This is a genomic window from Haemophilus sp. SZY H68 (genome assembly GCF_018829685.1).
GTDB classification, from domain to species: domain Bacteria; phylum Pseudomonadota; class Gammaproteobacteria; order Enterobacterales; family Pasteurellaceae; genus Haemophilus; species Haemophilus haemolyticus_K.
Genome location: NZ_JAHKKB010000003.1, coordinates 88,231 through 113,535, shown reverse-complemented (window position 1 = coordinate 113,535; position 25,305 = coordinate 88,231). Strand labels below are relative to the sequence as shown.

Genomic DNA, 25,305 nt, shown 5'->3' with positions numbered 1-25,305 from the left:
CGTCAAAGAACCGATTTTTTGCTAAGATAACTGCCCTTTTTACGGAGAATTGTCTATGCGCTGTCCATTTTGTTTTACAGAAGAAACCAAGGTAATTGATAGCCGTTTGGTATCAGATGGCTATCAGGTTCGCCGCCGTCGTGAGTGCGGTCATTGCCATGAACGTTTTACTACCTTTGAAACAGCCGAATTAATCGTACCAAAAATTATTAAAACTGACGGCACTCGAGAGCCATTCAATGAAGATAAATTACGCAGTGGTATTCAGCACGCCTTAGAAAAACGCCCTGTAAGTGCGGATGATGTTGAACAAGCAATTAACCATATAATTTTTCAATTACGCGCGACGGGTGAACGTGAAGTACCAAGTAAACTGGTTGGAAAACTCGCAATGAATGAGTTAAAAAAACTCGATAAAGTGGCTTATATTCGTTTTGCATCGGTCTATTTGAGTTTCGATAACATTAATCAATTTACCAAAGAAATTGAGAGCTTAAAGGATTAACCATGATCGAATTTTCCGTACAAGATCGCAAATTTATGCAACGTGCCTTGGATTTAGCCGCCAAAGGTCAATATACCACCACACCGAATCCATCGGTGGGATGCGTATTGGTAAAAAATGGTGAAATTGTGGGGGAAGGCTTTCATTTTAAGGCTGGACAACCTCATGCTGAACGCGTTGCCTTAGCTCAAGCTGGCGAAAATGCCAAAGGGGCAACCGCTTACGTCACCTTAGAGCCCTGCTCTCATTATGGTCGCACCCCACCTTGTGTATTAGGATTAATCGAGGCTGGCGTAATAAAAGTCATTGCCGCGATGCAAGATCCGAATCCTCAAGTCGCAGGGAAAGGTTTGGAAATGTTGTCTGATGCCGGCATCGAAAGTGCGGTGAATTTATTAAACGATCAAGCGGAAAAAATAAATAAAGGCTTTTTAAAACGAATGCGTCAAGGTATGCCTTTTGTTCAACTCAAACTAGCGATGAGTTTAGATGGACGAACAGCAATGGCAAGTGGAGAAAGTAAATGGATTACGGGCCTTGATGCTCGTTCGGACGTTCAAAAAATGCGAGCAAAATCATCCGCACTTTTATCCACTTCTGCGACAGTCGTTGCAGATGATCCAAGCCTTAATGTACGCTGGGATGAATTCCCTGAAAATCTTAAAACAGAATATAAAAAAGAAGATCTTCGCCAGCCTTTGCGAGTCATTTTAGATTCACAACATCGCATTCAACCGACTCATAAACTTTTTTTAACTCATTCTCCCGTTTGGTTAGTTTCTAATGAACCGCGAGATTTAGCAGGCTTTCCTGATTTCTGCGAACAAATTATTCTTCCAAAAGAAAATTTACTAAAAGAATTAATGCAAGAACTGGGAAAACGCCAAATAAATACCCTTTGGGTAGAAGCTGGAGCAAATTTAGCGGGTAGTTTAATTAATGCGAAATTAGTAGATGAATTGATTATTTACGTTGCGCCAAAATTACTTGGCGACAATGCTCGAGGTCTATGCCAATTACCGAATTTAACTCAACTTGCCGATGCACCATTATGGCAACTCAATGAATTAGAACAAATCGGTGACGATATAAAATTAACTTACACACCGAAAGGAATCTAAATGCTTAAAAAACTTTTCCATTCCGCACTTTGGGGCTTGGCTGCTGCGGGCGTGATTTTGTTTGCGGTTCCAAGACTGAATAACAGCAATATCTTCACTTCAGACGATATTGTATCGTTCAAAAATGCGGTGCGTATTGCCTCTCCAGCAGTAGTGAATGTTTATAACCGCTCTTTTTCTTCCGCCAGCATTAATGATAATGATCAGCTACAAGTGAATAACTTAGGTTCTGGCGTGATTATGAGTAAAGATGGCTATATTCTGACGAATAAACACGTTATCCAAAATGCGGATCAAATTGTAGTTGCGTTGCAAAACGGAAATATTTTTGAGGCCAGTCTTGTTGGTTCAGATAATCTCACCGATCTCGCTGTTCTCAAAATTCGTGCAAATAATCTTTCAACCATTCCACAAAATTCAGCTCGTCAAGCTCACGTTGGTGATGTGGTATTAGCAATCGGTAATCCCTATAACTTAGGGCAAAGCGTGTCTCAAGGTATTATTAGCGCTGTGGGACGTAATGCCGTAGGTGATTCTGTTGGCAGACAAAACTTCATCCAAACCGATGCTTCAATTAACCGCGGTAACTCAGGTGGTGCATTAATTAATTCAGCAGGGGAATTGGTTGGAATCAGCACCCTTAGTATTGGGAAAACCGCTAATGAAATAGCAGAAGGACTAAATTTTGCCATTCCAATGGATATTGCAAATGATGTTTTACAGAAAATCATTCGAGATGGGCGTGTTATCCGAGGTTATTTTGGTGTGCAAAGCGACATCAGTTCAAGTAGTGAAGAAGGCATAGTCATCACTGGAGTAAGCCCGAATAGCCCAGCAGCAAAAGCAGGAATTCAATTAGGTGATGTCATTTTGAAATTAAATAATCAAGAAGGCATTTCAGCCCGAGAAATGATGCAAATTATCGCAAATACAAAACCTAATTCAAAAGTTCTCGTCACCATTCTACGATTAGGCAAAATCTTACAACTTCCTGTTGTCATTGAAGAATTTCCAGTAAATTAATAAAAAAGTAGCGTTCTTAATCATGGAACTGACTTTCTATTTTTAACTCTTTCTCTTTTTAATAGGAAGAAGAACGAGAAGATCTAATTAAACTATAAAAAATAATACAAACGAAGAAATAAAATAACGATCCCGAATTATGCGCAAGAAATGACTGGCTCATAAAATAGAATAAATGGGATAATAGATGCATAACACCTAAAATTGCGACACATTTTATTTCTAAATTTTGTTGTTGACAATTTTTCATAAAATAAATAAAAGGCACAAATAATATAACTATCAATCCTATAAAACCTAATAATCCTCGTTTAACCCAAGATTCTAAAAATTGATTATGCAAGCTATTAAACTGCAAGGTTGTTTTCGCCATACTACCTGATTCTATCTGTTTATTTCTGAATAGTTCGTAACCTCTGCTCCCATGACCAAAGATAGGCGATTCTTTAATGGCTACAAATGCATTCTCCCACATGTCAAATCTAGCCCCCAACGATGTACTTTTATCATTTTTTTCTAGATATAACTTAATATCAGACTCAGCCGCATAATAACGCTTCGTCATATTAAATTTAGGGTTCATTACAAGAAGAATAAAAGATCCACCCATAATAGCAAAAAAAGCTATTATCAGTTTCTTACTAAGAAATTGACGATATAGTAATAAAAGAATAATCAGTATAATTGGAAATCCTACCCAGCCACCACGCGCACCGGATAATGCGCTTGTACTCATCGCAAGAATAACTCCAGCCAATCCTATTAATACAGATTTATAATATTGTTTTATGAAAAAATGTATTGTGATCACTAAACTAAATGTCGCTAATGAAATAGCTATATCCCCAACCTGAATATGCATAATTTCAGGAAAAGGCTTATCATATCCCAAATAAAATTTCTGAAATAATGCCACGCACCCTGTTATAATTGCCCCTGTCGGAATAGCATACAAGATCGTATCAATCTTTAATGGGAAATGTCGAAATAAAGTGAATAAAGGAATGAATAATAAAACTCGACTTGGGTTGTCAATTTCTCTAAAACTATCCTGATTAATAAAAACAGAAAGTAAAAAACTAATAAAATAATATAATAAGGAAAAGATGAAAATTTTATCTATTTTAGATAATTCATCATGTATCTTTGATTTTATAAAATAAATAATAACATAAATAACACTAACAGCACCTAAAGTTATGGGAACATAGCTATATCCCTTCTTGAATATCAAAACCGTTGTAAAAAATAGCCCAACAAATACATTAATACAAAAAGTAATATATTTTTTATGAAAAAATGAAGTCATCGCAACGTCAACCTAATTACTAAGATGAGCTATTTTACCTGAATTTATTCATAAATACTCCCAAAATCAGACTATTACTTTATGAAATCAAGAATAAAACTGGTATAGTGTTCCCCCTCATTTTCTTTTATATGGAGGACAAAGTGGAAATTATACTTTCATACCAACAAGCTAATGCTGTTTGGGGGGAAAAAACAATTCTCAGTTTTAACGATAAACAAGCGACTATTCATTTACAAAACAATGAAAAAACAGACCGTACTTTAATACAACAGGCTGCACGTAAGTTACGTAACATAGGCATTCAAGAAGTTGAGCTTTTAGGTGATAATTGGGCATTAGAATCTTGCTGGGCATTTTACCAAGGCTTTTATACCGCAAAACAAGATTATTCAATTGAATTTCCTCATCTTGATGACGAACCACAAGATGAACTATTAGCACGTATTGAATGCAGTGATTTTGTACGTGAAATCATTAATGAACCAGCACAAAACTTAACGCCTGTAAAATTGGCCGAGCATGCAGCCGAATTTATCTTAAATCAATCAGATATTTATAATAAAAAAAGTGCGGTAAGTTTCCAGATCGTTTCAGGAGAAGAACTTGAACAACAAGGATATCATGGTATCTGGACGGTTGGTAAGGGGTCAGCAAATCCCCCAGCTATGTTACAACTTGATTTTAACCCAACAAATGATCCTAATGCGCCAATATTAGCCTGTTTAGTTGGGAAAGGGATTACTTTTGACAGTGGTGGTTACAGCCTAAAGCCAAGTGATGGAATGAGTACTATGCGTACCGACATGGGGGGAGCAGCATTATTAACTGGTGCTTTAGGATTAGCAATTACACGAGGGTTAAATCAACGTGTAAAACTTTACTTATGTTGTGCCGAAAACCTAGTGAGTAGTCATGCCTTTAAATTGGGAGATATTATCACTTATAGAAATGGCATTACCGCTGAAGTATTAAATACAGATGCTGAAGGCCGTCTTGTCCTAGCGGATGGGTTAATTGAAGCTGATAATCAGCACCCCAAATTTATTGTTGACTGTGCAACATTAACGGGAGCGGCAAAAGTTGCATTAGGTAATGATTATCATGCAGCACTTTCAATGGATGAGAGTTTAGTAGCAGCGCTATTCCAGTCTGCTCAAGATGAAAATGAACCCTTCTGGCGTTTACCGTTTGAAGATTTCCATCGTTTACAAATCAGCTCATCATTTGCAGACATTGCTAATATTGGTAGTGTCCCGGTTGGAGCAGGAGCAAGCACAGCAACAGCTTTTCTCTCTTATTTTATAAAAAATTATCAGAAGAACTGGTTACACATTGATTGTGCAGCAACTTATCGTAAATCAGGTAGCGATTTATGGGGTGTGGGTGCTACAGGTATTGGTATACAAACACTTGCAAATTTATTATTGTTAAAATCAGAAGAATAAGGATTTACTTATGACGGAAAGAACACTTTCTATTATTAAACCTGATGCAGTTAATCGCCATCTTATGGGTGCTATTTTGGCACGTTTCGAACAGGCTGGTTTTAAGATTATTGCCACAAAGATGATACATTTAACGCGTGAGCAAGCTGAAGGTTTCTATGCTGAACATCAAGGGAAAGTATTTTTTGAACCACTTATTAATTATATGATATCAGCACCAATTTTAGTTTCTGTATTAGAAAAAGAAAATGCAATTAAAGATTACCGCACTTTAATTGGCAATACGAATCCAGAAACAGCAGAAGAAGGTACAATTCGTAAAGAGTTTGCACTAAGTCAACGTGAAAATTCAGTTCACGGTTCTGATAGCATAGAAAGTGCTAAACGTGAAATAGCCTATTTCTTTGTTGATTCAGAAATCTATACCTACTGACATATTTATATTATTTCTAACAACAAAGCACCTAGATACATATCTAGGTGCTTTATTAAAAAAGCCCACTTTAGATGGGCGAAATAAGGATTAAAATTATGAAACTAAACTACTTTCTATAAAGTCTGCTATCTAATGATAAAGCGCCCGCACCAGAAAAAACAAAGTACAAAAATATAACAGAATAAAGTAATGCGAGCTCACCGCCATTTGCAATTGGGAATAATAAATTCCCTTTTCCAGCTACATGCATAAAGAAATACGCAAAAGCCATTTGACCAGATAAAATAAACGCAGCTGGGCGCGTAAATAATCCTAAAATTAATAAGATTGAGCCGACAATTTCAATCACGCCACCTACAATCATCATTGAGTCACCAACCGGGCCATTTCCACCCGTCATGGAAATTGGGAACTCCCAGAATTTTGCTGTGCCATGTAAGATAAACATGTAAGCAGCAGTAATGCGTAATAGCGCTAATACATGAGGGCGATATTTTTCAAGCTTATTCATTTGCTTTCCTTTTGTTTAAAGATGAATTAAAACATCGCCATATTAATCCTTTAACTGATGGCTAAACAATAATTAAAATTGAAAAATACTTTTTACTAAAAGTAAAAAATAACTAAAGTAGCTTTTCAATCCAATTAGAAAAAGAATCTGCATCCATAAAGCCCGTTACTCTACTTCCTTGAATCTCATTATTTTGCTTATCAAAAAATAAAATTGTGGGTAATCCCATCACATTAAAACGTTCCATTAATGCTTTATTTTCTGGGCTATTCTTTGTCATATTCACTTGTAACAACAAGATATTTTGAAATTGCTGTTGCACTTTTGGATCTGAAAAAGTCAGCTTTTCAAATTCTTTACAAGCCACACACCAATCCGCGTATAAATCCAACATCGCGATTGAATAGGGATTTTCCGCTAAAGTGCGGTCAAGTTCTTCAATATTTTTAATTTGCTTAAATTTAACCTGAGAAACAGGCTTATTTTCTACCGCACTTTGTGTTGTGTTCTGAGCTTGCCAAATCCAATTTTGCAGAGGCTGTACGGAAACCATAGCCAACGCAAAACTAATAATTTTAATGGCATAGCCAAAACCGCTCTTAGGCATCTGCAACGCAAACCAAATAAAGAATGCTGTCGCTAATCCAGCCCATAAGCGTGGCTCCCATACTTCAGGCAAAATACGAGAAAGCAAAAACACAGGTAATGCTAACATAACAAAGCCGAATGTTTGTTTCACTGTGTTCATCCACTCACCTGATTTTGGCAAAATTTTATTACCAAATAATGTGATTAACATTAGCGGCACGCCCATACCAAGAGCGAGCAAATAAAGGGTTGCCGCACCTGTGAATAAATCACCACTTTGCGCCACATAAAGTAAAGCACCTGAAAGCGGGGCTGAAGTACAAGGTGAAGCAACAAGGCCGGCTATCATCCCCATAGCGAAGGCGCCACCAAAAGCCCCTGACGTTTGTTTCTGACTCCATGTATTAAGTTTATTTTGTAAACTATTCGGCAATTGAAGGGTAAACACCCCAAACATAGAAAGGGCAAGAACAACAAATAAAATAGAAAGCCCTACCATGACATAAGGATGTTGTAAGGCAATTTGGAACGGTAAGCCAATTGCTGCAACAGCAAGACCTAATAAAGTATAAGTCAACGCCATCCCTTGTACATAAAGGAATGTTAAAATAAATGCTCGCGACATACTTCTTTGTTGTTGACCAATAACAATTGCTGAAAGTAAAGGCAACATAGGCAACACACAAGGCGTAAAAGCAAGCCCTACGCCTAATAAAAAGAATCCCCAAATTGCCCATTTACTATGAAATAAGCTATCAGCCAAACGATCTTGTTCTGATAAAAGCACTGGTTCTTCCGTATTATTTTCTATAGCTTTTGTATTAGAAATAACAAGATCACCAAGCCGTAAAACTTTACTTTCTGGTGGATAACAAAAACCTTCTGTACAACCTTGATAAGATATTTCCACTTTATCATCAGCATGGGAAAAATCACCGATAAAAGTGCCATCTATGGGTTGGGTAAAGACACTCACTTCACCAAAATAAGGATCCTGATGTCGTTCTGATTGTTGTAGAAAACGAGCTACCAACAATTTTGATTTATCAACAAATCTACCACTGATTTTATCTTGATAAAGATAATATCCTTTCACGATATCCCAATGAATCTGGAGTTGGGTTTTATCTGGAGATAATGTAGCAGAAAATGCAAATGCATCATCTACATTTAAAAATGATTGTTTTTTATCAAACAATCCTGCATTAGCTACAAATGTGGTAAAAATAAATATAAAAAAAAGGATAAATTTTTTCATAAAATAAACTAGAAAAGGAGAAAATTGCCTAAAATTTTAACATAAAGAAATTTGAAAGCATAAAACTATGATGTAGATCACAAAAACAAAACCTAATGAAAAAATCAGCGCATTTTTCTGTTGTTACAACAATGTTACATCGTTAGAATGATAACCACGATAGCATACGCCAAAATAAGTATAAGGATGGAAAATGGCTACCCCAAAAATTCTCATTGTTGAAGATGAAATCGTGACCCGTAATACGCTTAAAGGGATTTTTGAAGCTGAAGGGTATGATGTTCTTGAGGCTCAAGATGGCGCAGAAATGCATCATATTCTTGCACACTACACGATTAATCTTGTGGTAATGGATATTAACTTACCTGGAAAAAATGGTTTATTACTTGCCCGTGAATTGCGTGAAAATATTAATTTACCACTTATATTTTTAACGGGACGAGATAATGAAGTTGATAAAATTTTAGGATTAGAAATAGGTGCGGACGATTACTTAACCAAACCATTTAATCCCCGCGAACTTACTATTAGGGCTCGTAACTTACTACACCGTACTCTGCCTCACCAAGAAAAGGAAAATACATCGGGAAAAGAATTTTATCGCTTCAATGGTTGGGTATTAGATTTAAATAGCCATAATCTCATTACCCCAGAAAACCAAGAACTAAAATTGCCACGCAGTGAATTTCGCGCAATGCTTTATTTCTGTGAAAACCCAGGTAAGTTGCTAACTCGAGAAGAACTTCTGCGTAAAATGACAGGTAGAGCATTTAAACCACAAGATCGCACTGTAGATGTTACAATTCGCCGAATTCGGAAACATTTTGAGGAATATTCAAATACCGATGAAATCATCATGACAGTGCATGGAGAAGGATATCGATTTTGCGGTAATATAGAATAATGTCAAAGGCTATTATTCATTTCTTAAGATGAATGATAGCCTTTACCTAGCCGAATAACCCTCAAACCAACTTTCTAAAATCAAGCAAGCAGAAATACCATCGACCTTATCCTTTTTAAGCGATCTGAAACCACCACGTTCAAATATCTCACTACGCGCTTCCATTGTTGTAAGACGTTCATCTTGTAACTCAACAGTAATACCAAAACGCCCATGCAACCGGTTAGCAAATTTTTTCGCTCGTAGTGTTAAGTCTTGAATGGTACCATCCATATTAAGTGGCAAACCAACAACAAGTACATCAGGCTTCCATTCCTTTAGACAGTTTTCAATAGCGCTCCAATTAGGGATCCCATCCTGTGCTTTAAATGCTGGAAGTGCTTGAGCCGTTCCAGTTATACTTTGTCCAACCGCGCAACCAATACTTTTTGTACCAAAATCAAAGGCAAGTACAGTGATCCCCATTAACTATGCCCCACTTGAGCCATCACAAAATTATGAGGATGAATACCAAGAGATTGATTGGCCACGATATAGCGTTCTTCATAAGGTGTATCAAACAAAATTTGTTCACTAGCTGGTGCAACTAACCAGGCATTATCAATAATTTCTTTTTCTAACTGTCCTGCAGACCAACTTGCACATCCTAGCGCAACTAAATATTTTTCTGGAGCGAATGTAGACCCAAAGGTTTCTACAACATCAGCAGATGTCGTCATAGAAAGCGTATCAGTAACCTTGTAAGTATGTTGAAAATGATTAAGTGTATTTTTATGTAAAATAAAACCACGTTCTGAATGTATCGGACCGCCAGCAACGACCATTTCATTACCAAAAGCGCGGTCATTTTTCATCATAAAATTAAGCTTTAAATAAAGTTCTGCAATACTTAAATCCGTAGGCTGATTGATTACTAATCCCATAGAACCTTGTTCGTTATGTTCACACATAAACACCACAGTTCGATTAAAATAATCATCTAAATGAGGCATTGCGATGAGAAACTTCCCTTGCAGTTCCATCATTCTCCTAAATCTCCAAAATAAATTTGTAATGCACTGATCGCTGCTAGTGAAGCAGTCTCGGTACGTAATACACGCTTTCCTAATAAAATTTCAGTAAAACCTTTCTGTTGTGTTTGCACTATTTCTTGTTCTGATAACCCACCTTCTGAACCAATTAACAAACGTACCCCATCTTTTGGAATTATTGGTAACGTTTTTATACTATGTTGTGCTCTAGGGTGTAGATTTAATTTAATCGCCCCATCATCTTCTGCACACCAATCCTGTAATTTCATTAGAGGACGAATTTCTGGCACCACATTACGACCACATTGTTCACAAGCCGCAATGACAATTTTTTGCCACTGTTGAATTTTTTTATCCATCCGTTCGCCATCAAGCTTTACGCCACAGCGTTCTGACCATAATGGCGTAATCACATTCACCCCCAATTCTACCGATTTTTGAATAGTGAATTCCATCCGTTCACCTCGTGAAATCACTTGACCTAAATGGATTTTTAAATTGGATTCTTTATCAGAAAGTTCTCTCCCTAAGATATTAACTTTTACTGATTTCTTATTGGATTCTGTGATTATTGCTGGATAAATATGGTTTGAACCATCAAAAAGTTCAAGTTGCTCACCTTCTACCATTCTCAATACACGACCAACATGATTGGCAGCATCTTCAGAAAGTTGACATTGCGTTTGATATTCTAGTGATTCAGGGTGATAGATTCTAGGTATGCGCATAGTATTCTAAAATGTTAATAGGAGACGGGAATAATATCTTTCACATGAAAAATAAATAAATTTACACGTGGGCTATTTTAAGCCTCTCATTCCCTATAGATTAATCAGATAGATTTTGAGGTAACCGCTCTAAAATAGTATGCCAGTAAGTGATAGAGCGAACATTATGTTTACGAATACAATCTACCACAGCATCAGCGTTACCTATCTGACAAATTTGCTGCATTTCTAAGTAGAATTGTTTAGTAAGTTCTCTGTGCTTTTCCTCTTTAAAGAAGAGTAAACCAATTCGTTGATAAACGCCCTTTAAACTATTGAATACTAATCGATAAAAAGGCTTATTAGCTACCACAGTAAATTGACGAAACAAAGTATAGTCAAATTCCGTGTAATCTTGAGCAGTATTCTCCAATTGCTCTAGTGATGCAAAAAGTGCGGCAGATTGCTCTGGAGAATTTTTAACAGCCTCATAAATATAAAATTCAGACATTTTACTACGTAAAGATAGCATATTATCAATAATCATTGGTGCTGAACGCATATCCAAACTAATCAATGTCTCGATAATATTTGGTCCAGCCGTATCCCAAATATTATTTACTTTCGTCGGTTTACCATGCTGAATTGTTAACCAGCCATCTCTCGCCAAACGTTGTAACACTTCACGTAATGTTGTACGAGTTACCCCTATTTTATCAGCAAGATCTCGTTCTGAAGGCAAATTACTCCCTGCGGGAAAAATATCCTGCCAAATACTTTTTACAATATACTCTTCAGCCAAAGCCGCAGGACTTTGCGCTTTTAAAATGTCATTATCGTTTTGCATTACACTTAAAAATCAGATAAAAATAAAAAAAGATGCAATTTTATGAAAAAATAGCTAGTTTTTATTATCCTTTAAAGACGGATATATTACAATGTCCGCATGATAAAAAATAGTGGAGTCCCCTATGACAAATATTCAAGCTTTTATGAAAAACTTTCTTGGTTCAAGTCCGGATTGGTATAAACTTGCCATTGTTGCTTTTCTCATTATTAATCCGATTATTTTCTTTTTCATCAGCCCTTTTCTAGCAGGCTGGCTATTAGTCGCTGAATTTATTTTCACGTTAGGCATGGCATTGAAATGCTACCCCCTTCAACCCGGTGGTTTATTAGCTATTGAAGCTATTATTATAGGCATGACAAACGTAGAGCATGTAAAAGCTGAGATTATGTCTAATTTTGAAGTAATTTTACTATTAATGTTTATGGTTGCGGGTATTTTCTTTATGAAGCAATTACTGCTTTATGTATTTACTAAATTACTCGTTAAAATTCGCTCTAAAATTGCACTTTCTCTCGCATTTTGCTTTAGCGCAGCCTTTTTATCCGCTTTTCTTGACGCATTGACCGTGGTTGCGGTCATTATTAGTGTCGCAATGGGATTTTATGGGGTATACCATAAAGTCGCATCAGGAAATGGTTTAATGGATGCAGTGGATATTTCTGATGATGCTAAAATTGATGCAAAACATCATGAAACCTTAGAAAAATTTCGAGCATTCTTACGTAGTTTAATGATGCATGCTGGCGTCGGAACTGCACTTGGTGGCGTAATGACAATGGTGGGTGAACCACAAAACTTAATTATTGCAGAACAAGCCAAATGGAACTTTATCGAATTTTTCTTCCGCATGTCACCAGTTACTGTTCCAGTATTTATCTGTGGATTGCTCACTTGCTTCTTAGTCGAAAAATTCAAATTATTCGGTTATGGTGAAAAATTACCTGAAGATGTATGGAAAATCTTGTCAGATTTAGACCGCACTAATTCAGAAAAAATGTCTAAACAAGACAAAATCAAATTAGGTGTTCAAACGTTAATCGCGATTTGGTTAATTCTTGGATTGGCGTTCCATCTTGCGGCGGTAGGCTTAATTGGTTTAAGTATCATCATTTTTGCTACAACATTCACAGGTGTGACTGACGAACACACTATCGGTAAAGCATTCCAAGAGTCTTTGCCATTTACAGCCCTACTTGTTGTCTTCTTTTCTGTGGTTGCTGTAATTATTGATCAAAAACTATTCGCACCTATTATTCATTTTGTACTTGCTTCTGAAGAAAATACTCAGCTTGCTCTCTTCTATATCTTTAATGGATTGTTATCTTCTATCTCTGATAACGTATTTGTCGCAACGGTTTATATTAACGAAGCAAAATCTGCATTAGCGAATGGCGTAATTTTACCTCATCAATTTGAATTGCTTTCTGTGGCAATCAATACTGGAACAAACTTACCATCAGTCGCAACACCAAATGGACAAGCAGCATTCTTGTTCTTATTGACTTCATCCCTTGCCCCATTAATTCGTCTTTCTTACGGAAGAATGGTTTATATGGCTTTGCCTTATACTGTTGTTATGTCGCTTGTAGGTTTATTTGCTATCGAATTTATTTTACCTGCAACTACAGATTGGTTGGCAAGCTTAGGTTTAATTTTGCCGATTTAAGGAGACAAAATGCTCACATTATTAAAACAATTTTCTGAAAAACGTTCCGCATGGTTTTTGCTAGCTTTATCAAGTTTAGCCTTGGAATCTACCGCACTTTATTTCCAATATGGAATGGGGTTACAGCCTTGTGTGCTTTGCGTATATGAACGTTTAGCGATAATTGGATTATTTATTGCGGGCACTATTGGTCTTCTCGCACCCAAATCATTTATTGTGAGATTAATCGCCTTGATACTCGGATTATTTAGTAGTATTAAAGGCCTTTTGGTATCACTGCGCCATTTGGATCTACAAATGAATCCAGCCCCCTGGAAACAATGTGAGTTTATCCCTAACTTTCCAGAAACCTTACCATTTCATCAATGGTTTCCTGCTATTTTTAATCCTACTGGCTCTTGTAATGAAAGCCAATGGTCATTCTTAAATTTAACCATGGTTCAGTGGCTCGTATTTATTTTTGTTGTATACATTGCAATACTCACAATATTATTTATTTCTCAAATACAAAAAAGTCGTAAACAAAGACGGCTATTTAACTAAAAACAATGCCATTTGAAAAAATCAAATGGCATTTTTCTTTATTATATATTCTCATTTTATGATCAATAAAATCTTTCTATATTTACGCAAACGTTTGCTATATAATTCACTCCGCTTATTTTTAATCATTTAATGAAAGGAAAATGTGATGACAGATCGTCCAATTCGTCAGGCTTTACTGAGTGTTTCTGATAAAGCCGGTATCGTAGAATTTGCTCAAGGCCTAGTACAGCGTGGTATAAAACTACTTTCCACAGGCGGTACCGCAAAATTGTTGGAGCAGCATGGTTTGCCGGTGACTGAAGTGTCTGATTATACGGGATTCCCTGAAATGATGGACGGTCGCGTGAAAACCTTACATCCAAAAGTGCATGGTGGGATTCTTGGTCGTCGTGGTACAGATGATGCTATCATGCAGCAACATGGCATTGAAGGCATTGATATGGTGGTCGTGAATTTATATCCTTTTGCCGCAACCGTGGCTAAGTCAAATTGCACGTTAGAAGATGCCGTGGAAAATATTGATATCGGTGGTCCAACCATGGTGCGTTCTGCTGCGAAAAACCATAAAGATGTGGCGATTGTCGTGAAAAATCAGGATTTTGATGCCATTCTTGCCGAAATGGATCAACATCAAAACAGCTTAACTCTTGAAACCCGTTTTGATCTTGCCATCAAAGCATTTGAACACACTGCGCAATACGATTCCATGATCGCGAACTATTTCGGTCAGTTGGTGAAACCTTATCATGTTGCTGCTGAAGAAGATGCAGAGGCGAAGTGCGGTCAATTCCCGCGGACTTTAAATTTGAACTTCGTGCGTAAGCAAACCATGCGTTACGGCGAAAATGCCCATCAAAATGCGGCGTTTTATGTGGATCTCAATGTAAAAGAAGCGAGTGTGGCAACGGCAAACCAACTGCAAGGTAAGGCTTTGTCTTACAATAATATTGCCGATACCGACGCAGCCCTTGAATGTGTAAAAGAATTTGATGAACCTGCCTGTGTGATTGTTAAACACGCCAATCCATGCGGCGTGGCCTTAGGCAAAGATATTTTAGACGCCTACAATCGCGCCTATCAAACAGACCCAACCTCAGCCTTTGGCGGCATCATTGCTTTTAACCGTGAATTAGACGAAAAAACCGCAAATGAAATTGTAGAACGTCAATTTGTAGAAGTGATTATTGCACCGAAAGTGTCTGCAGAAGCCGTTGAAGTGGTGAAACGTAAGAAAAATGTCCGTTTGCTTGAATGTGGAGAATGGCAAGCACGTACCCAACGTTTAGATTTCAAACGTGTGAACGGTGGCTTGTTGGTGCAAGATGCGGATTTAGGCATGGTGGGCTTGGATAATTTAAAAGTGGTCAGCAAGCGTCAACCGACCGAACAAGAATTGAAAGATTTACTATTCTGCTGGAAAGTAGCGAAATTTGTGAAATCGAATGCCATTGTTTATGCCAAAGATAACCAAACCATCGGCATTGGCGCAGGCCAAATGAGTCGCGTGTATTCGGCTAAAATCGCCGGTATTAAAGCGCAAGATGAAGGCTTGGAAGTGGCCGGTTGTGTGATGGCATCTGATGCGTTCTTCCCATTCCGTGATGGCATTGATGCGGCGGCGAAAGTAGGCATTCAATGTGTGATTCATCCGGGTGGTTCAATGCGTGATCAAGAAGTGATTGATGCGGCAGATGAGCATAATATGGTGATGGTATTGACCGGAATGCGGCATTTTAGACATTAATTTATCTAACTATCCCCCTCTTTTGTAAAGAGGGGGATGGGGGGAGATTTAAACGATGCTAAATGTACTATGAGGTTGAAATAACTTCTGCCAAATCTCCCCTACCCCTCTTTGCTAAAGAGGGGATTAAATTCAAAAAGATACAAGGACTACAACATGAACATCCTCATCATCGGAAACGGCGGTCGTGAACATGCCCTCGCTTGGAAAGCGGCGCAATCGCCATTGGCAGATAAAATTTTCGTTGCACCGGGCAATGCAGGGACAGCGTTAGAACAAAAAGTCGAGAACGTGAATATCAGTGCAACGGATATTCCTGCATTGGTTAAATTTGCCCAAGATAACCACATTAGTTTAACGATTGTAGGGCCAGAAGCACCACTCGTGATTGGGGTGGTGGATGCGTTCCGTGCAGTAGGTTTAAACATTTTCGGACCAACGCAAGCAGCGGCGCAATTGGAAGGTTCCAAAGCCTTTACTAAAGATTTCTTAGCGCGTCATAAAATCCCAACCGCAGAATATCAAAACTTCACCGAAGTTGAACTGGCATTGGCTTACTTGCGTGAAAAAGGTGCCCCCATTGTCGTTAAAGCGGATGGCTTGGCGGCAGGCAAAGGCGTGATTGTGGCGATGACCTTGCAAGAAGCCGAAGACGCAGTGCGTGATATGCTTTCCGGCAATGCCTTTGGTGAAGCCGGCAGTCGGGTGGTCATTGAAGAATTTTTAGATGGCGAAGAAGCGAGTTTTATCGTCATGGTGGATGGCAAAAATGTTGAGCCTATGGCGACCAGCCAAGACCACAAACGTGTGGGTGAAAAAGACACTGGCTTGAATACCGGCGGCATGGGGGCCTATTCCCCTGCGCCTGTGGTGACACCTGAAATTCATGAGCGCGTGATGCGTGAAGTGATCTATCCAACGGTCAACGGCATGGCGGCAGAAGGCAATGTTTACACCGGTTTCTTGTATGCCGGTTTGATGATCATGCCGAATGGTCAGCCGAAAGTAATCGAATTTAACTGCCGTTTCGGTGATCCAGAAACTCAACCGATTATGTTGCGTTTGGAATCGGATTTGGTGGAACTTTGTCTTAAAGCCTGTGATGGCAAATTAGACGAAGTGAAATCCCAATGGAACCCGAAGGCTTCTTTAGGTATCGTCTTAGCAGCAGAAGGTTATCCGGGAGATTATCGCAAAGGCGATGAAATCAGCGGTTTGCCTCAAAGTGCGGTCGAAAATGAGAAAGTTTTCTTGGCCGGCGTAGAGGCTAAAGCGGGCAAGTTAGTCACCAACGGTGGCCGTGTGCTTTGTGTGACCGCATTAGGTGAAAGCGTATTTGAGGCACAACAGAAAGCCTTAAAATTGGCTGAGCAGATTCAATGGACAGGATGTTTTTATCGTCGAGACATTGGTTACAGAGCTGTGGAACGAGAACACGCAAAATAGTTAGAAAATTTGCTAGGTCTAATAGAGAAATAATATTATATAGAAATTGTAATTTATCTATTTTTTGTAATACACTGTAACAGTTTTCTTATCACTTTACGGAACCATATCATTCATGCGACAATTTTTTATCACATTATTATATTCTTCAATTCTACTTTCCTTAGAAATAATTTATCGCAAATTATTTAATATACCTAGCATAGAAAAATATATTGAAAGCTATATTTTCAATTATTTATTTGTCACCTTGTTTCTTTACTCAAAATATAAATTTACAAAGATACTAATTAGTACTTTATTTGCAATAAGCATTTTATTTAACAATGTACATTATGCCCTGTACCAGTCTTGGATCGGACCTGTTAGTTACTTGCTTGCATTTAAAGAAATCAATGAAGTAACAAATGCAGGTATAACAATGGTAGATAAATTTATTTTTCCATTTTTATTTGGGGTATTTGAAATTTTATTTTTTCTAAGCTTAAGTTTTATAAAGAGAAAAGAATATAAATTCTCTTGGTTATTTGACTTTATTTTTTACATTGCAATGATATATGTTTTTGTTCGAGCATACACAACAAAATCTCACGAACGTTTCATTTCGCCTAATACAACCTATTCAAGACTAAAGTCTAATTATTTTTCTTTTGGATATTTTGTAGGAAGATTATTACCATATGAGATACTCTCATTGTCAGACACCGCTATTTACTTGAAAAGTAAACCTGAAAAGACGAATAAACCTAAAATTAAGAACATTATTTTAATAATGGGAGAAAGTGCATCAGCAAGCCATTTTAGTGTATTTGGATATGATAGAAACACCTCTCCATTTCTAAATTTGTTAAAAAATGAAAAAGGAGCAATTGTTGGAAAAACTTATTCAGGAGGTTTATTTACAGCAATATCCTTACCAATGTTTTTTAATTCTATTCCTTATCCAAATGGAATGCAGCAAATAGCTAAAGGTGATACAAATTTATTTAATTTAGCAAAAGATCAGGGATTCCAAACATTTTTTTACTCAGCTCAAGCTAGGGACGACATGCATATGATCAATTTTTTAGGTGGTGCCTGGATTGATGATGTTCGTTTTCCAGATAATGAAGGCTATTCTTTAAGAGATTCAATGCCTGATAATAAATTACTTCCTGCTTTTAAAAATATTAATTTAGATAATGGTTATCATTTTATTGTTTTACATCATAGAGGAAGCCACATTCCCTATGGGGCATTATTAGATAATAAAGAAAAAGTGTTTGGAAAAAATAACGCAACAGATAATTATGATAATACTATTCTAAATACTGATAACTTTATCTCAGAGGTTTACCATTATTTATCTAGTAAATCTTCTAAAGATTGGATCATTGCTTATACATCTGATCATGGTCAATATGTAAAAGGTGATACTTATAAACAAGGTACATTTGATGAAGATAATTATATTGTTCCATTAGTTCTATATAGCCCAAATGAAGAAATACAAAAAACGGTGTTAGATAGCTTCTCATCATGTAAAGTTTCATTTCATAATCAGTTATCTAGTCTTCTTATTAATATAATGGGATATAACTATCCAATTGGTACTTGTGATAAAGGAGTAGTTAATGGAAATATTCTTACCGGTGATGCAGGATACCTGAAAATAGAATCTAATGGTAAACAAGAATATATCCATTAAATTATGACTTTCCATGATGAATTAATTTCATTTAAGTGATGAAAATTTAGGAATGAAATTTTAATTAAGTTTTTATCCATAAACAGTTAAACTATCTGTCATAAATTACATAACAGGAGAACACAATGTTTACAAGAAATATGACTATCGCTGATTACGATCCGGTTTTATGGCAAGCCATTCAAGATGAGAATCGTCGTCAAGAAGAACATATTGAATTAATCGCTTCTGAAAACTATGCCAGCCCGCGCGTAATGCAAGCTCAAGGTTCACAATTCACTAATAAATACGCTGAAGGCTATCCAGGTAAACGTTATTACGGTGGTTGTGAGTATGCAGACATTGTGGAACAGCTAGCAATTGACCGTGCGAAAGAATTATTTGGTGCAGATTACGTGAATGTTCAACCGCACTCTGGCTCACAAGCAAACGCAGCTGTGTATGGTGCATTGATTAATGCGGGCGATACTATTTTAGGTATGGATTTGGCTCACGGTGGGCACTTAACTCACGGTGCAAAAGTCAGTTTCTCTGGCAAGATTTATAACTCTGTGCTTTATGGAATCACTGCGGATGGCTTAATTGATTATGAAGATGTTCGTCAAAAAGCATTAGAATGTAAGCCAAAACTTATCGTTGCGGGTTTCTCGGCTTATTCACAAGTTGTGGATTGGGCGAAAATGCGTGAAATCGCAGATGAAGTTGGTGCGTATTTATTTGTGGATATGGCGCATGTAGCGGGATTAATTGCAGCGGGTTTATATCCAAATCCATTGCCTCATGCACATGTTGTGACAACAACAACCCATAAGACATTGGGCGGTCCTCGTGGTGGTTTAATCCTTTCTTCTTGCGGTGATGAAGAAATTTACAAAAAATTACAATCATCCGTATTCCCTGCAAACCAAGGCGGTCCATTAGTTCATATTATTGCGGCAAAAGCAGTTTGCTTTAAAGAAGCATTAGAGCCTCAATATAAAGAATACCAAGCAAATGTGTTGAGAAATGCAAAAGCAATGGTTGAAGTATTTAAACAACGTGGTTATGACGTTGTGTCAAATGGTACTGAAAACCACTTGTTCTTAGTAAGTTTCATCAAACAAGGATTAACTGGTAAAGCAGCTGATGCAGCATTAGGTAAAGCAAATATTACAGTGAATAAAAATGCTGTACCAAACGATCCGCAAAAACCATTTGTTACTTCAGGTATTCGTGTAGGTACACCATCTGTGACTCGCCGTGGTTTCAATGAAAATGATGTGCGTGAATTAGCTGGCTGGATGTGTGATGTTTTAGATGCTTTAGGCAAAGAAAATGAAGAACAAGTGATTGCTGAAACTAAAGAAAAAGTATTAGCAATTTGTAAACGTCTTCCAGTTTATCCGAAATGATTTATTTTCTTTCGTTGATTATATGGTTAGCGGCGATCAATATCGCCGCTTATTTTTTTATGTGGAGAGATAAAATTCGGGCAGTGCGTAACGAGTGGAGAATTCCTGAAAAAACATTTTTTCTTCTAAGTCTTTTAGGTGGTTTTATGGGAATTCATTTAGCCATGAACCATTTTCGTCATAAAACGCTGCATTTTAGTTTTAAATTTATTGTTGTCATTAGCGCATTTCTTTGGGTTGTCGTTTTTCCATGGTTATATTTTTCTTTTATTTTTCAATATATAAAAGCATGATAATGTAGATAAATTAATTTGTTATGGTTCACTAACTATTGGCTTGGAGAACTGATTTTTACTAACGTTATTTTGTATAATATTGGAAATTTTTTATGGGAAATCATATGAGTTATATTGTTGGCTTAACTGGTGGCATTGGTAGTGGTAAAACAACGATTGCTAATTTATTTGCTGATCTTGGCGTACCTCTAGTGGATGCAGATGTGGTTGCTAGAGAAGTCGTCGAGAAAGATTCCCCTTTATTATCTAAAATTGTTGAACATTTTGGTGCTCAAATTTTAACGGAACAAGGTGAACTTAATCGTGCGGCCTTACGAGAGCGAGTGTTTAGTCATGATGAAGATAAATTGTGGTTAAATAATCTTTTACATCCCGCTATTCGTGAACGCATAAAACAACAATTAGCAGAACAAACTGCGCCTTACATATTATTTGTCGTCCCTTTATTAATAGAAAATAAATTGACCGCACTTTGTGATCGTATTTTGGTAGTAGATGTGAGTCCACAAACTCAACTTGCTCGTTCATCGCAACGAGATAACAATAATTTTGAACAAATTCAACGAATTATGAATTCTCAAGTTTCTCAACAAGAGCGTTTAAAATGGGCGGATGATGTGATTAATAATGATGCTGAACTGGCCCAAAACTTACCGCACTTACAGCAAAAGGTGCTAGAATTGCACCAGTTTTATTTACAACAAGCGGAACATAAAAATGTCTGACGAAATTATTGAAGTACCTTGTCCAATTTGCCAAAAATCTGTGCCTTGGACAAATGAAAGTACTTTTCGACCTTTTTGTAGCAAACGTTGCCAGTTAATCGATCTTGGCGAATGGGCGGCTGAAGAAAAAGCGATTCCAAGTGATACTGCAGATTTTGCAATGGATCCAAATGTGAGTGACGAATGGAGCATTAAATAGAGATTAACCGATAGGAAACCCTATCGGTTAATTTTTATAAGTACGGTCCTTTTTTGAGGATTTTCCCTAAGCATGCTATGCTAAACGTAATTTTATTATTCTAAAATGTGATTTTTATGCAACAAGATTATTTAAGCCAACAGCGATTCTCCGATCTTCCTCTACATCCAATTGTACGAGATGCTTTGGCAAAAAAAGGCTTTGATTTTTGTACCCCAATTCAGGCTTTATCCTTGCCTATCAGTTTAAATGGACGAGATGTTGCAGGACAAGCTCAAACTGGTACAGGCAAGACAATGGCTTTTTTAACGTCTACTTTTCACCATCTTTTAACTCACCAAGATTCTAATCTTGAATATCGTCACCCAAGAGCTTTGATTTTAGCACCTACACGAGAATTAGCGGTGCAGATTAGTAATGACGCAGAATTTCTTGCAAAAGCTAGTGGATTAAAGACCGCACTTGCCTATGGTGGCGATGGTTATGATAAACAACTACAAGCGATTGAGCGTGGCGTCGATATTTTGATTGGTACGACTGGGCGAGTCATTGATTATGTAAAACAAGGCGTAATTAGTTTAGATGAAATTCAAGTTGTCGTGCTAGATGAAGCGGATCGAATGTTCGATCTTGGGTTTATCCGTGATATTCGTTATTTATTACGTAAATGCCCCGCTCCGCAATCTCGTTTAACGATGTTATTTTCAGCGACACTTTCTTATAAAGTGCGTGAATTAGCATTTGAAGATATGAATGACCCTGAATATATTGAAATTGAACCGGAACAAAAAACAGGGCACCGAATCAAAGAAGAACTTTTTTATCCATCTAATCAGGATAAAATGGCACTTCTCTTAACCTTAATGGAAGATGAGTGGCCTGAGCGTTGTATTGTGTTTGCGAATACTAAACATCGTTGTGAAGAAATTTGGGGTTATTTGGCGGCTGATGGGCATCGTGTCGGCTTACTGACTGGCGATGTAGCACAGAAAAAACGTTTATCGTTATTAAAACAATTTACTGATGGTGATTTGGATATTTTAGTGGCAACAGATGTGGCTGCTCGTGGCTTGCATATTTCTGATGTGACGCATGTTTTCAATTATGATTTACCTGATGATAGAGAAGATTACGTTCACCGAATTGGTCGTACTGGACGAGCTGGGGAAAGTGGCGTTTCGATTAGTTTTGCTTGCGAAGAATATGCGATGAATTTACCCGCAATTGAAGAATATATAGGCCATTCTATCCCAGTGAGCCAATATGAAACAGAAGCCTTACTTGAACTGCCGAAACCATATCGGTTAAAACGTGCAGTACCATCGCAAGGGCATACAAGACATCGTTCTTATCACACAAAATAGTGATATAATTTTTTAATCTCAATAATTAATAAGGAAATCATTATGGCCATTTTAGTGACAGGTGGCGCCGGTTATATCGGTTCTCACACAGTTGTAGAATTATTAAATGCTGGCAAAGAGGTGGTGGTATTAGATAATCTTTGCAATTCATCGCCAAAATCCCTTGAGCGTGTAAAACAAATTACAGGCAAAGAAGCAAAGTTTTATGAAGGTGATATTTTAGATCGTGCTTTGTTACAAAAAATCTTTGCAGAAAATGAGATTAGCTCTGTTATTCACTTTGCAGGGTTAAAAGCCGTAGGGGAAAGTGTTCAAAAGCCGACAGAATATTACATGAACAATGTAGCTGGCACCCTTGTATTAATTCAAGAAATGAAAAAAGCGGGTGTTTGGAACTTTGTGTTTAGCTCATCTGCAACGGTTTATGGTGATCCAAAAATTATTCCAATTACAGAAGATTGTGAAGTCGGCGGTACAACCAATCCTTATGGTACATCTAAATATATGGTTGAGCAGATTTTACGTGATACAGCAAAAGCGGAACCAAGATTTAGCATGACCATCTTGCGTTATTTTAATCCAGTTGGGGCGCATGAAAGTGGCTTTATTGGTGAAGATCCAAATGGCATTCCAAATAATTTGTTGCCTTATATCAGCCAAGTTGCCATCGGTAAATTAGCTCAACTTTCTGTATTTGGTAGTGATTACGACACCCATGATGGAACAGGCGTGCGTGATTATATTCATGTAGTGGATTTAGCCGTGGGGCATTTAAAAGCGCTTCAACGTCATGAAAATGATGCTGGTTTACATATTTATAACCTTGGTACAGGCCATGGTTATTCCGTATTAGATATGGTAAAAGCCTTTGAAAAAGCCAACGACATTACAATTGCATATAAACTTGTAGAACGCCGCCCGGGTGATATTGCGACATGCTATTCTGATCCTAGTTTAGCTGCAAAAGAACTTGGTTGGGTGGCAGAACGTGGTCTTGAAAAAATGATGCAAGATACGTGGAACTGGCAGAAAAATAATCCAAAAGGGTATCGAGATTAATATTCTCTAATATTTGTTTTTCTTTTTTAGGAAGAAGAACGCTAAACATTGGGGGATGCGATTAAAAATCCCCCTAAGTTTTACACTTATCCTAATTGAAAGGCGAAGTTTCTAAAATACAACCAAAATTAACCGCACTTTATGTCAAATTCCCTTTCTTCCCAAATTTTTACGCGCAAAATGTTGATTTGCGTATTCACAGGTTTTAATTCTGGTTTGCCATTATTTGTGTTATTGCAAATGTTGCCTGTTTGGCTGACAGATAAACATCTTTCAATTGAGCTTATTGGTGCGGTAACCGGTGTGATGTTGCCTTATGGATTGAAATTTTTGTGGGCACCATTATTGGATCGTTATTTCCCGAGTTTTTTAGGGCGTCGTCGTAGCTGGATGCTGCTTTCACAAGTGGTATTATTGATTTTACTTTACATAATTAGCCTTTTTGATCCGCTCACACAACTGAGCACGGTGGCAAATATTGCTTTGCTTATCGCTTTTTTTTCAGCCACACAAGATATCGTGTTGGATGCGTATCGTCGTGAAATTTTGAGTGATCATGAATTAGGTTTGGGAAACACTATTCATATTAATGCTTATCGAATTGCGGGATTAATTCCAGGTGGACTATCGCTCTATTTGGCGGCGATTTATCCTTGGGAAACGGTATTTTTATGGACCGCACTTTGTATGTTAGCAGGCATCTTCATGACGTTATTTTTAGCAAAAGAGCCCAAAATAGACATGCAGCAAACTAATCAGCCTTTCTATCAAGCATTTTGGATTCCATTACAAGAATTTTTTCAGCGTAAGGGCATTATTCAGGCTATCGGTTTTTTACTGTTTTTGTTTTTATATAAGTTCGGGGATTCTTTTGCCACAACGTTACAAACCAAATTTATTTATGATATGGGATTTAGCAAAGAGGATATAGCCATTGTTGTAAAAAGTACCGCACTTTGGTCAAGCATTTTATCTGGGCTTGCTGGTGGTGTGATCATGCTAAAACTGGGTATTAACCGTGCATTGTGGCTATTTGGGTTGGTACAGATGGTAACAATCGGTGGGTTTATTTGGTTGGCTGCTTTCGGACATTTTGATGTTATTACATCTGCCGAGTTATGGAAACTGGGTGTTGTGATTGCAGCCGAATATATCGGCGTTGGACTTGGCACCGCAGCTTTTGTGGCTTTTATGGCGCGTGAGAGTAATCCTCTTTATACCGCAACACAGCTTGCACTTTTTACGAGCCTTTCAGCTTTGCCAAGTAAAGTGTTAGGTATGCTTTCTGGTTATGTTGTGGGAGCCGTGGGGTATTATCAGTATTTTTGGTTTTGTTTATTTTTAGCGATTCCTGGCATGCTTTGTTTATTTTGGGTAGCGCCTTGGAATCAAGAAAATAATACGGCCAATTCACTATAAAAGTGCGGTAAAAATTATAAAAAATTTGACCGCACTATGCTTTATCAGTATCTTAATCACGTTTTTTATTAA

Annotated in this window: 25 protein-coding genes; 18 read left to right on the top strand and 7 right to left on the bottom strand. The window is 37.4% G+C overall.

Annotated elements, in window-relative coordinates; translation table 11 throughout:
- The first annotated feature begins 55 nt into the window (after positions 1-55).
- From nrdR to degS, 3 genes are read left to right on the top strand one after another with little or no spacing between them, the layout of a single operon-like run.
- Positions 56-505 carry a transcriptional regulator NrdR gene (gene nrdR, locus KP712_RS06785; protein ID WP_005627362.1) on the top strand — a complete coding sequence of 150 codons (450 nt, stop codon included), beginning with the start codon at positions 56-58 and terminating at the stop codon, positions 503-505.
- Between the two features lie 2 nt (positions 506-507).
- A complete protein-coding gene (gene ribD, locus KP712_RS06780) occupies positions 508-1,626 on the top strand; it encodes a bifunctional diaminohydroxyphosphoribosylaminopyrimidine deaminase/5-amino-6-(5-phosphoribosylamino)uracil reductase RibD (protein ID WP_215770750.1) in 1,119 nt (372 codons plus the stop codon).
- The gene (gene degS, locus KP712_RS06775; protein WP_065265561.1) at positions 1,627-2,649 is read left to right on the top strand and encodes an outer membrane-stress sensor serine endopeptidase DegS; all 1,023 of its coding nucleotides are present in this window, start codon (positions 1,627-1,629) and stop codon (positions 2,647-2,649) included.
- Positions 2,650-2,707: 58 nt separating this feature from the next.
- Here degS and KP712_RS06770 read toward each other — a convergent pair whose 3' ends face one another.
- On the bottom strand, positions 2,708-3,958 hold the full coding sequence (locus tag KP712_RS06770) for an O-antigen ligase (RefSeq protein WP_215770749.1): 1,251 nt from the start codon (positions 3,956-3,958) through the stop codon (positions 2,708-2,710).
- Between the two features lie 143 nt (positions 3,959-4,101).
- On the opposite strand from KP712_RS06770, the gene pepB reads away from it, so the two are divergent.
- Positions 4,102-5,406, top strand: coding sequence for an aminopeptidase PepB (gene pepB / locus KP712_RS06765; protein ID WP_215770748.1), 1,305 nt, complete (start codon positions 4,102-4,104; stop codon positions 5,404-5,406).
- A 10-nt stretch (positions 5,407-5,416) separates the two neighbouring features.
- On the top strand, positions 5,417-5,839 hold the full coding sequence (gene ndk, locus KP712_RS06760; protein WP_140537335.1) for a nucleoside-diphosphate kinase: 423 nt from the start codon (positions 5,417-5,419) through the stop codon (positions 5,837-5,839).
- A gap of 109 nt (positions 5,840-5,948) precedes the next feature.
- Here ndk and KP712_RS06755 read toward each other — a convergent pair whose 3' ends face one another.
- Positions 5,949-6,353: a DoxX family protein gene (locus KP712_RS06755; protein WP_215770747.1), complete on the bottom strand. Its 405-nt coding sequence runs from the start codon at positions 6,351-6,353 to the stop codon at positions 5,949-5,951.
- Positions 6,354-6,465: 112 nt separating this feature from the next.
- Positions 6,466-8,199 (bottom strand): protein-disulfide reductase DsbD, encoded by a 1,734-nt coding sequence (locus tag KP712_RS06750; protein ID WP_215770746.1) that lies wholly within the window; start codon positions 8,197-8,199, stop codon positions 6,466-6,468.
- A gap of 193 nt (positions 8,200-8,392) precedes the next feature.
- Here KP712_RS06750 and arcA point away from each other — a divergent pair, with 193 nt between their 5' ends.
- Positions 8,393-9,103 (top strand): two-component system response regulator ArcA, encoded by a 711-nt coding sequence (gene arcA, locus KP712_RS06745; protein ID WP_048953492.1) that lies wholly within the window; start codon positions 8,393-8,395, stop codon positions 9,101-9,103.
- 42 nt (positions 9,104-9,145) lie between these two features.
- Here the strand turns inward: arcA and ruvX are convergent, their stop codons facing one another.
- The 4 genes from ruvX to fadR all read right to left on the bottom strand — a co-directional run bounded on the left by ruvX (position 9,146) and on the right by fadR (position 11,688).
- Positions 9,146-9,568, bottom strand: coding sequence for a Holliday junction resolvase RuvX (gene ruvX / locus KP712_RS06740; RefSeq protein ID WP_048953491.1), 423 nt, complete (start codon positions 9,566-9,568; stop codon positions 9,146-9,148).
- Positions 9,568-10,128: a YqgE/AlgH family protein gene (locus KP712_RS06735; protein ID WP_106013626.1), complete on the bottom strand. Its 561-nt coding sequence runs from the start codon at positions 10,126-10,128 to the stop codon at positions 9,568-9,570. The genes ruvX and KP712_RS06735 overlap by 1 nt, the downstream gene beginning before the upstream one ends.
- Positions 10,125-10,862 carry a 16S rRNA (uracil(1498)-N(3))-methyltransferase gene (rsmE, locus tag KP712_RS06730; RefSeq protein ID WP_215770745.1) on the bottom strand — a complete coding sequence of 246 codons (738 nt, stop codon included), beginning with the start codon at positions 10,860-10,862 and terminating at the stop codon, positions 10,125-10,127. Before rsmE ends, KP712_RS06735 begins: the two co-directional genes overlap by 4 nt.
- 100 nt (positions 10,863-10,962) lie before the next feature.
- Positions 10,963-11,688 (bottom strand): fatty acid metabolism transcriptional regulator FadR, encoded by a 726-nt coding sequence (gene fadR, locus KP712_RS06725; RefSeq protein ID WP_140527439.1) that lies wholly within the window; start codon positions 11,686-11,688, stop codon positions 10,963-10,965.
- 124 nt (positions 11,689-11,812) lie between these two features.
- On the opposite strand from fadR, the gene nhaB reads away from it, so the two are divergent.
- The 12 genes from nhaB to KP712_RS06665 all read left to right on the top strand — a co-directional run bounded on the left by nhaB (position 11,813) and on the right by KP712_RS06665 (position 25,233).
- Complete coding sequence (gene nhaB, locus KP712_RS06720; RefSeq protein ID WP_140527440.1) at positions 11,813-13,357, top strand: Na(+)/H(+) antiporter NhaB; 1,545 nt, start codon at positions 11,813-11,815, stop codon at positions 13,355-13,357.
- Between the two features lie 9 nt (positions 13,358-13,366).
- Complete coding sequence (gene dsbB / locus KP712_RS06715) at positions 13,367-13,900, top strand: disulfide bond formation protein DsbB (RefSeq protein ID WP_140527441.1); 534 nt, start codon at positions 13,367-13,369, stop codon at positions 13,898-13,900.
- Positions 13,901-14,048: 148 nt separating this feature from the next.
- Entirely contained in the window at positions 14,049-15,647 is a 1,599-nt protein-coding gene (gene purH, locus KP712_RS06710; RefSeq protein WP_252346420.1) for a bifunctional phosphoribosylaminoimidazolecarboxamide formyltransferase/IMP cyclohydrolase, read from the top strand.
- A gap of 156 nt (positions 15,648-15,803) precedes the next feature.
- On the top strand, positions 15,804-17,093 hold the full coding sequence (gene purD, locus KP712_RS06705; protein WP_215770200.1) for a phosphoribosylamine--glycine ligase: 1,290 nt from the start codon (positions 15,804-15,806) through the stop codon (positions 17,091-17,093).
- Between the two features lie 115 nt (positions 17,094-17,208).
- Complete coding sequence (locus KP712_RS06700; RefSeq protein WP_140527444.1) at positions 17,209-18,780, top strand: phosphoethanolamine transferase; 1,572 nt, start codon at positions 17,209-17,211, stop codon at positions 18,778-18,780.
- 125 nt (positions 18,781-18,905) lie between these two features.
- Positions 18,906-20,171, top strand: coding sequence for a serine hydroxymethyltransferase (gene glyA, locus KP712_RS06695; RefSeq protein ID WP_215770201.1), 1,266 nt, complete (start codon positions 18,906-18,908; stop codon positions 20,169-20,171).
- The gene (locus KP712_RS06690) at positions 20,168-20,464 is read left to right on the top strand and encodes a DUF1294 domain-containing protein (RefSeq protein WP_215770202.1); all 297 of its coding nucleotides are present in this window, start codon (positions 20,168-20,170) and stop codon (positions 20,462-20,464) included. Before glyA ends, KP712_RS06690 begins: the two co-directional genes overlap by 4 nt.
- A 107-nt stretch (positions 20,465-20,571) precedes the next feature.
- The gene (gene coaE, locus KP712_RS06685) at positions 20,572-21,192 is read left to right on the top strand and encodes a dephospho-CoA kinase (RefSeq protein ID WP_215770743.1); all 621 of its coding nucleotides are present in this window, start codon (positions 20,572-20,574) and stop codon (positions 21,190-21,192) included.
- Entirely contained in the window at positions 21,185-21,391 is a 207-nt protein-coding gene (gene yacG / locus KP712_RS06680; protein ID WP_005645697.1) for a DNA gyrase inhibitor YacG, read from the top strand. The genes coaE and yacG overlap by 8 nt, the downstream gene beginning before the upstream one ends.
- Positions 21,392-21,507: 116 nt before the next feature.
- A complete protein-coding gene (gene rhlB / locus KP712_RS06675; RefSeq protein ID WP_215770742.1) occupies positions 21,508-22,755 on the top strand; it encodes an ATP-dependent RNA helicase RhlB in 1,248 nt (415 codons plus the stop codon).
- Between the two features lie 42 nt (positions 22,756-22,797).
- The gene (gene galE / locus KP712_RS06670) at positions 22,798-23,814 is read left to right on the top strand and encodes a UDP-glucose 4-epimerase GalE (RefSeq protein WP_215770741.1); all 1,017 of its coding nucleotides are present in this window, start codon (positions 22,798-22,800) and stop codon (positions 23,812-23,814) included.
- A 180-nt stretch (positions 23,815-23,994) separates the two neighbouring features.
- Positions 23,995-25,233, top strand: coding sequence for an MFS transporter (locus KP712_RS06665; protein WP_048953465.1), 1,239 nt, complete (start codon positions 23,995-23,997; stop codon positions 25,231-25,233).
- The last annotated feature ends 72 nt before the right edge of the window (positions 25,234-25,305 follow it).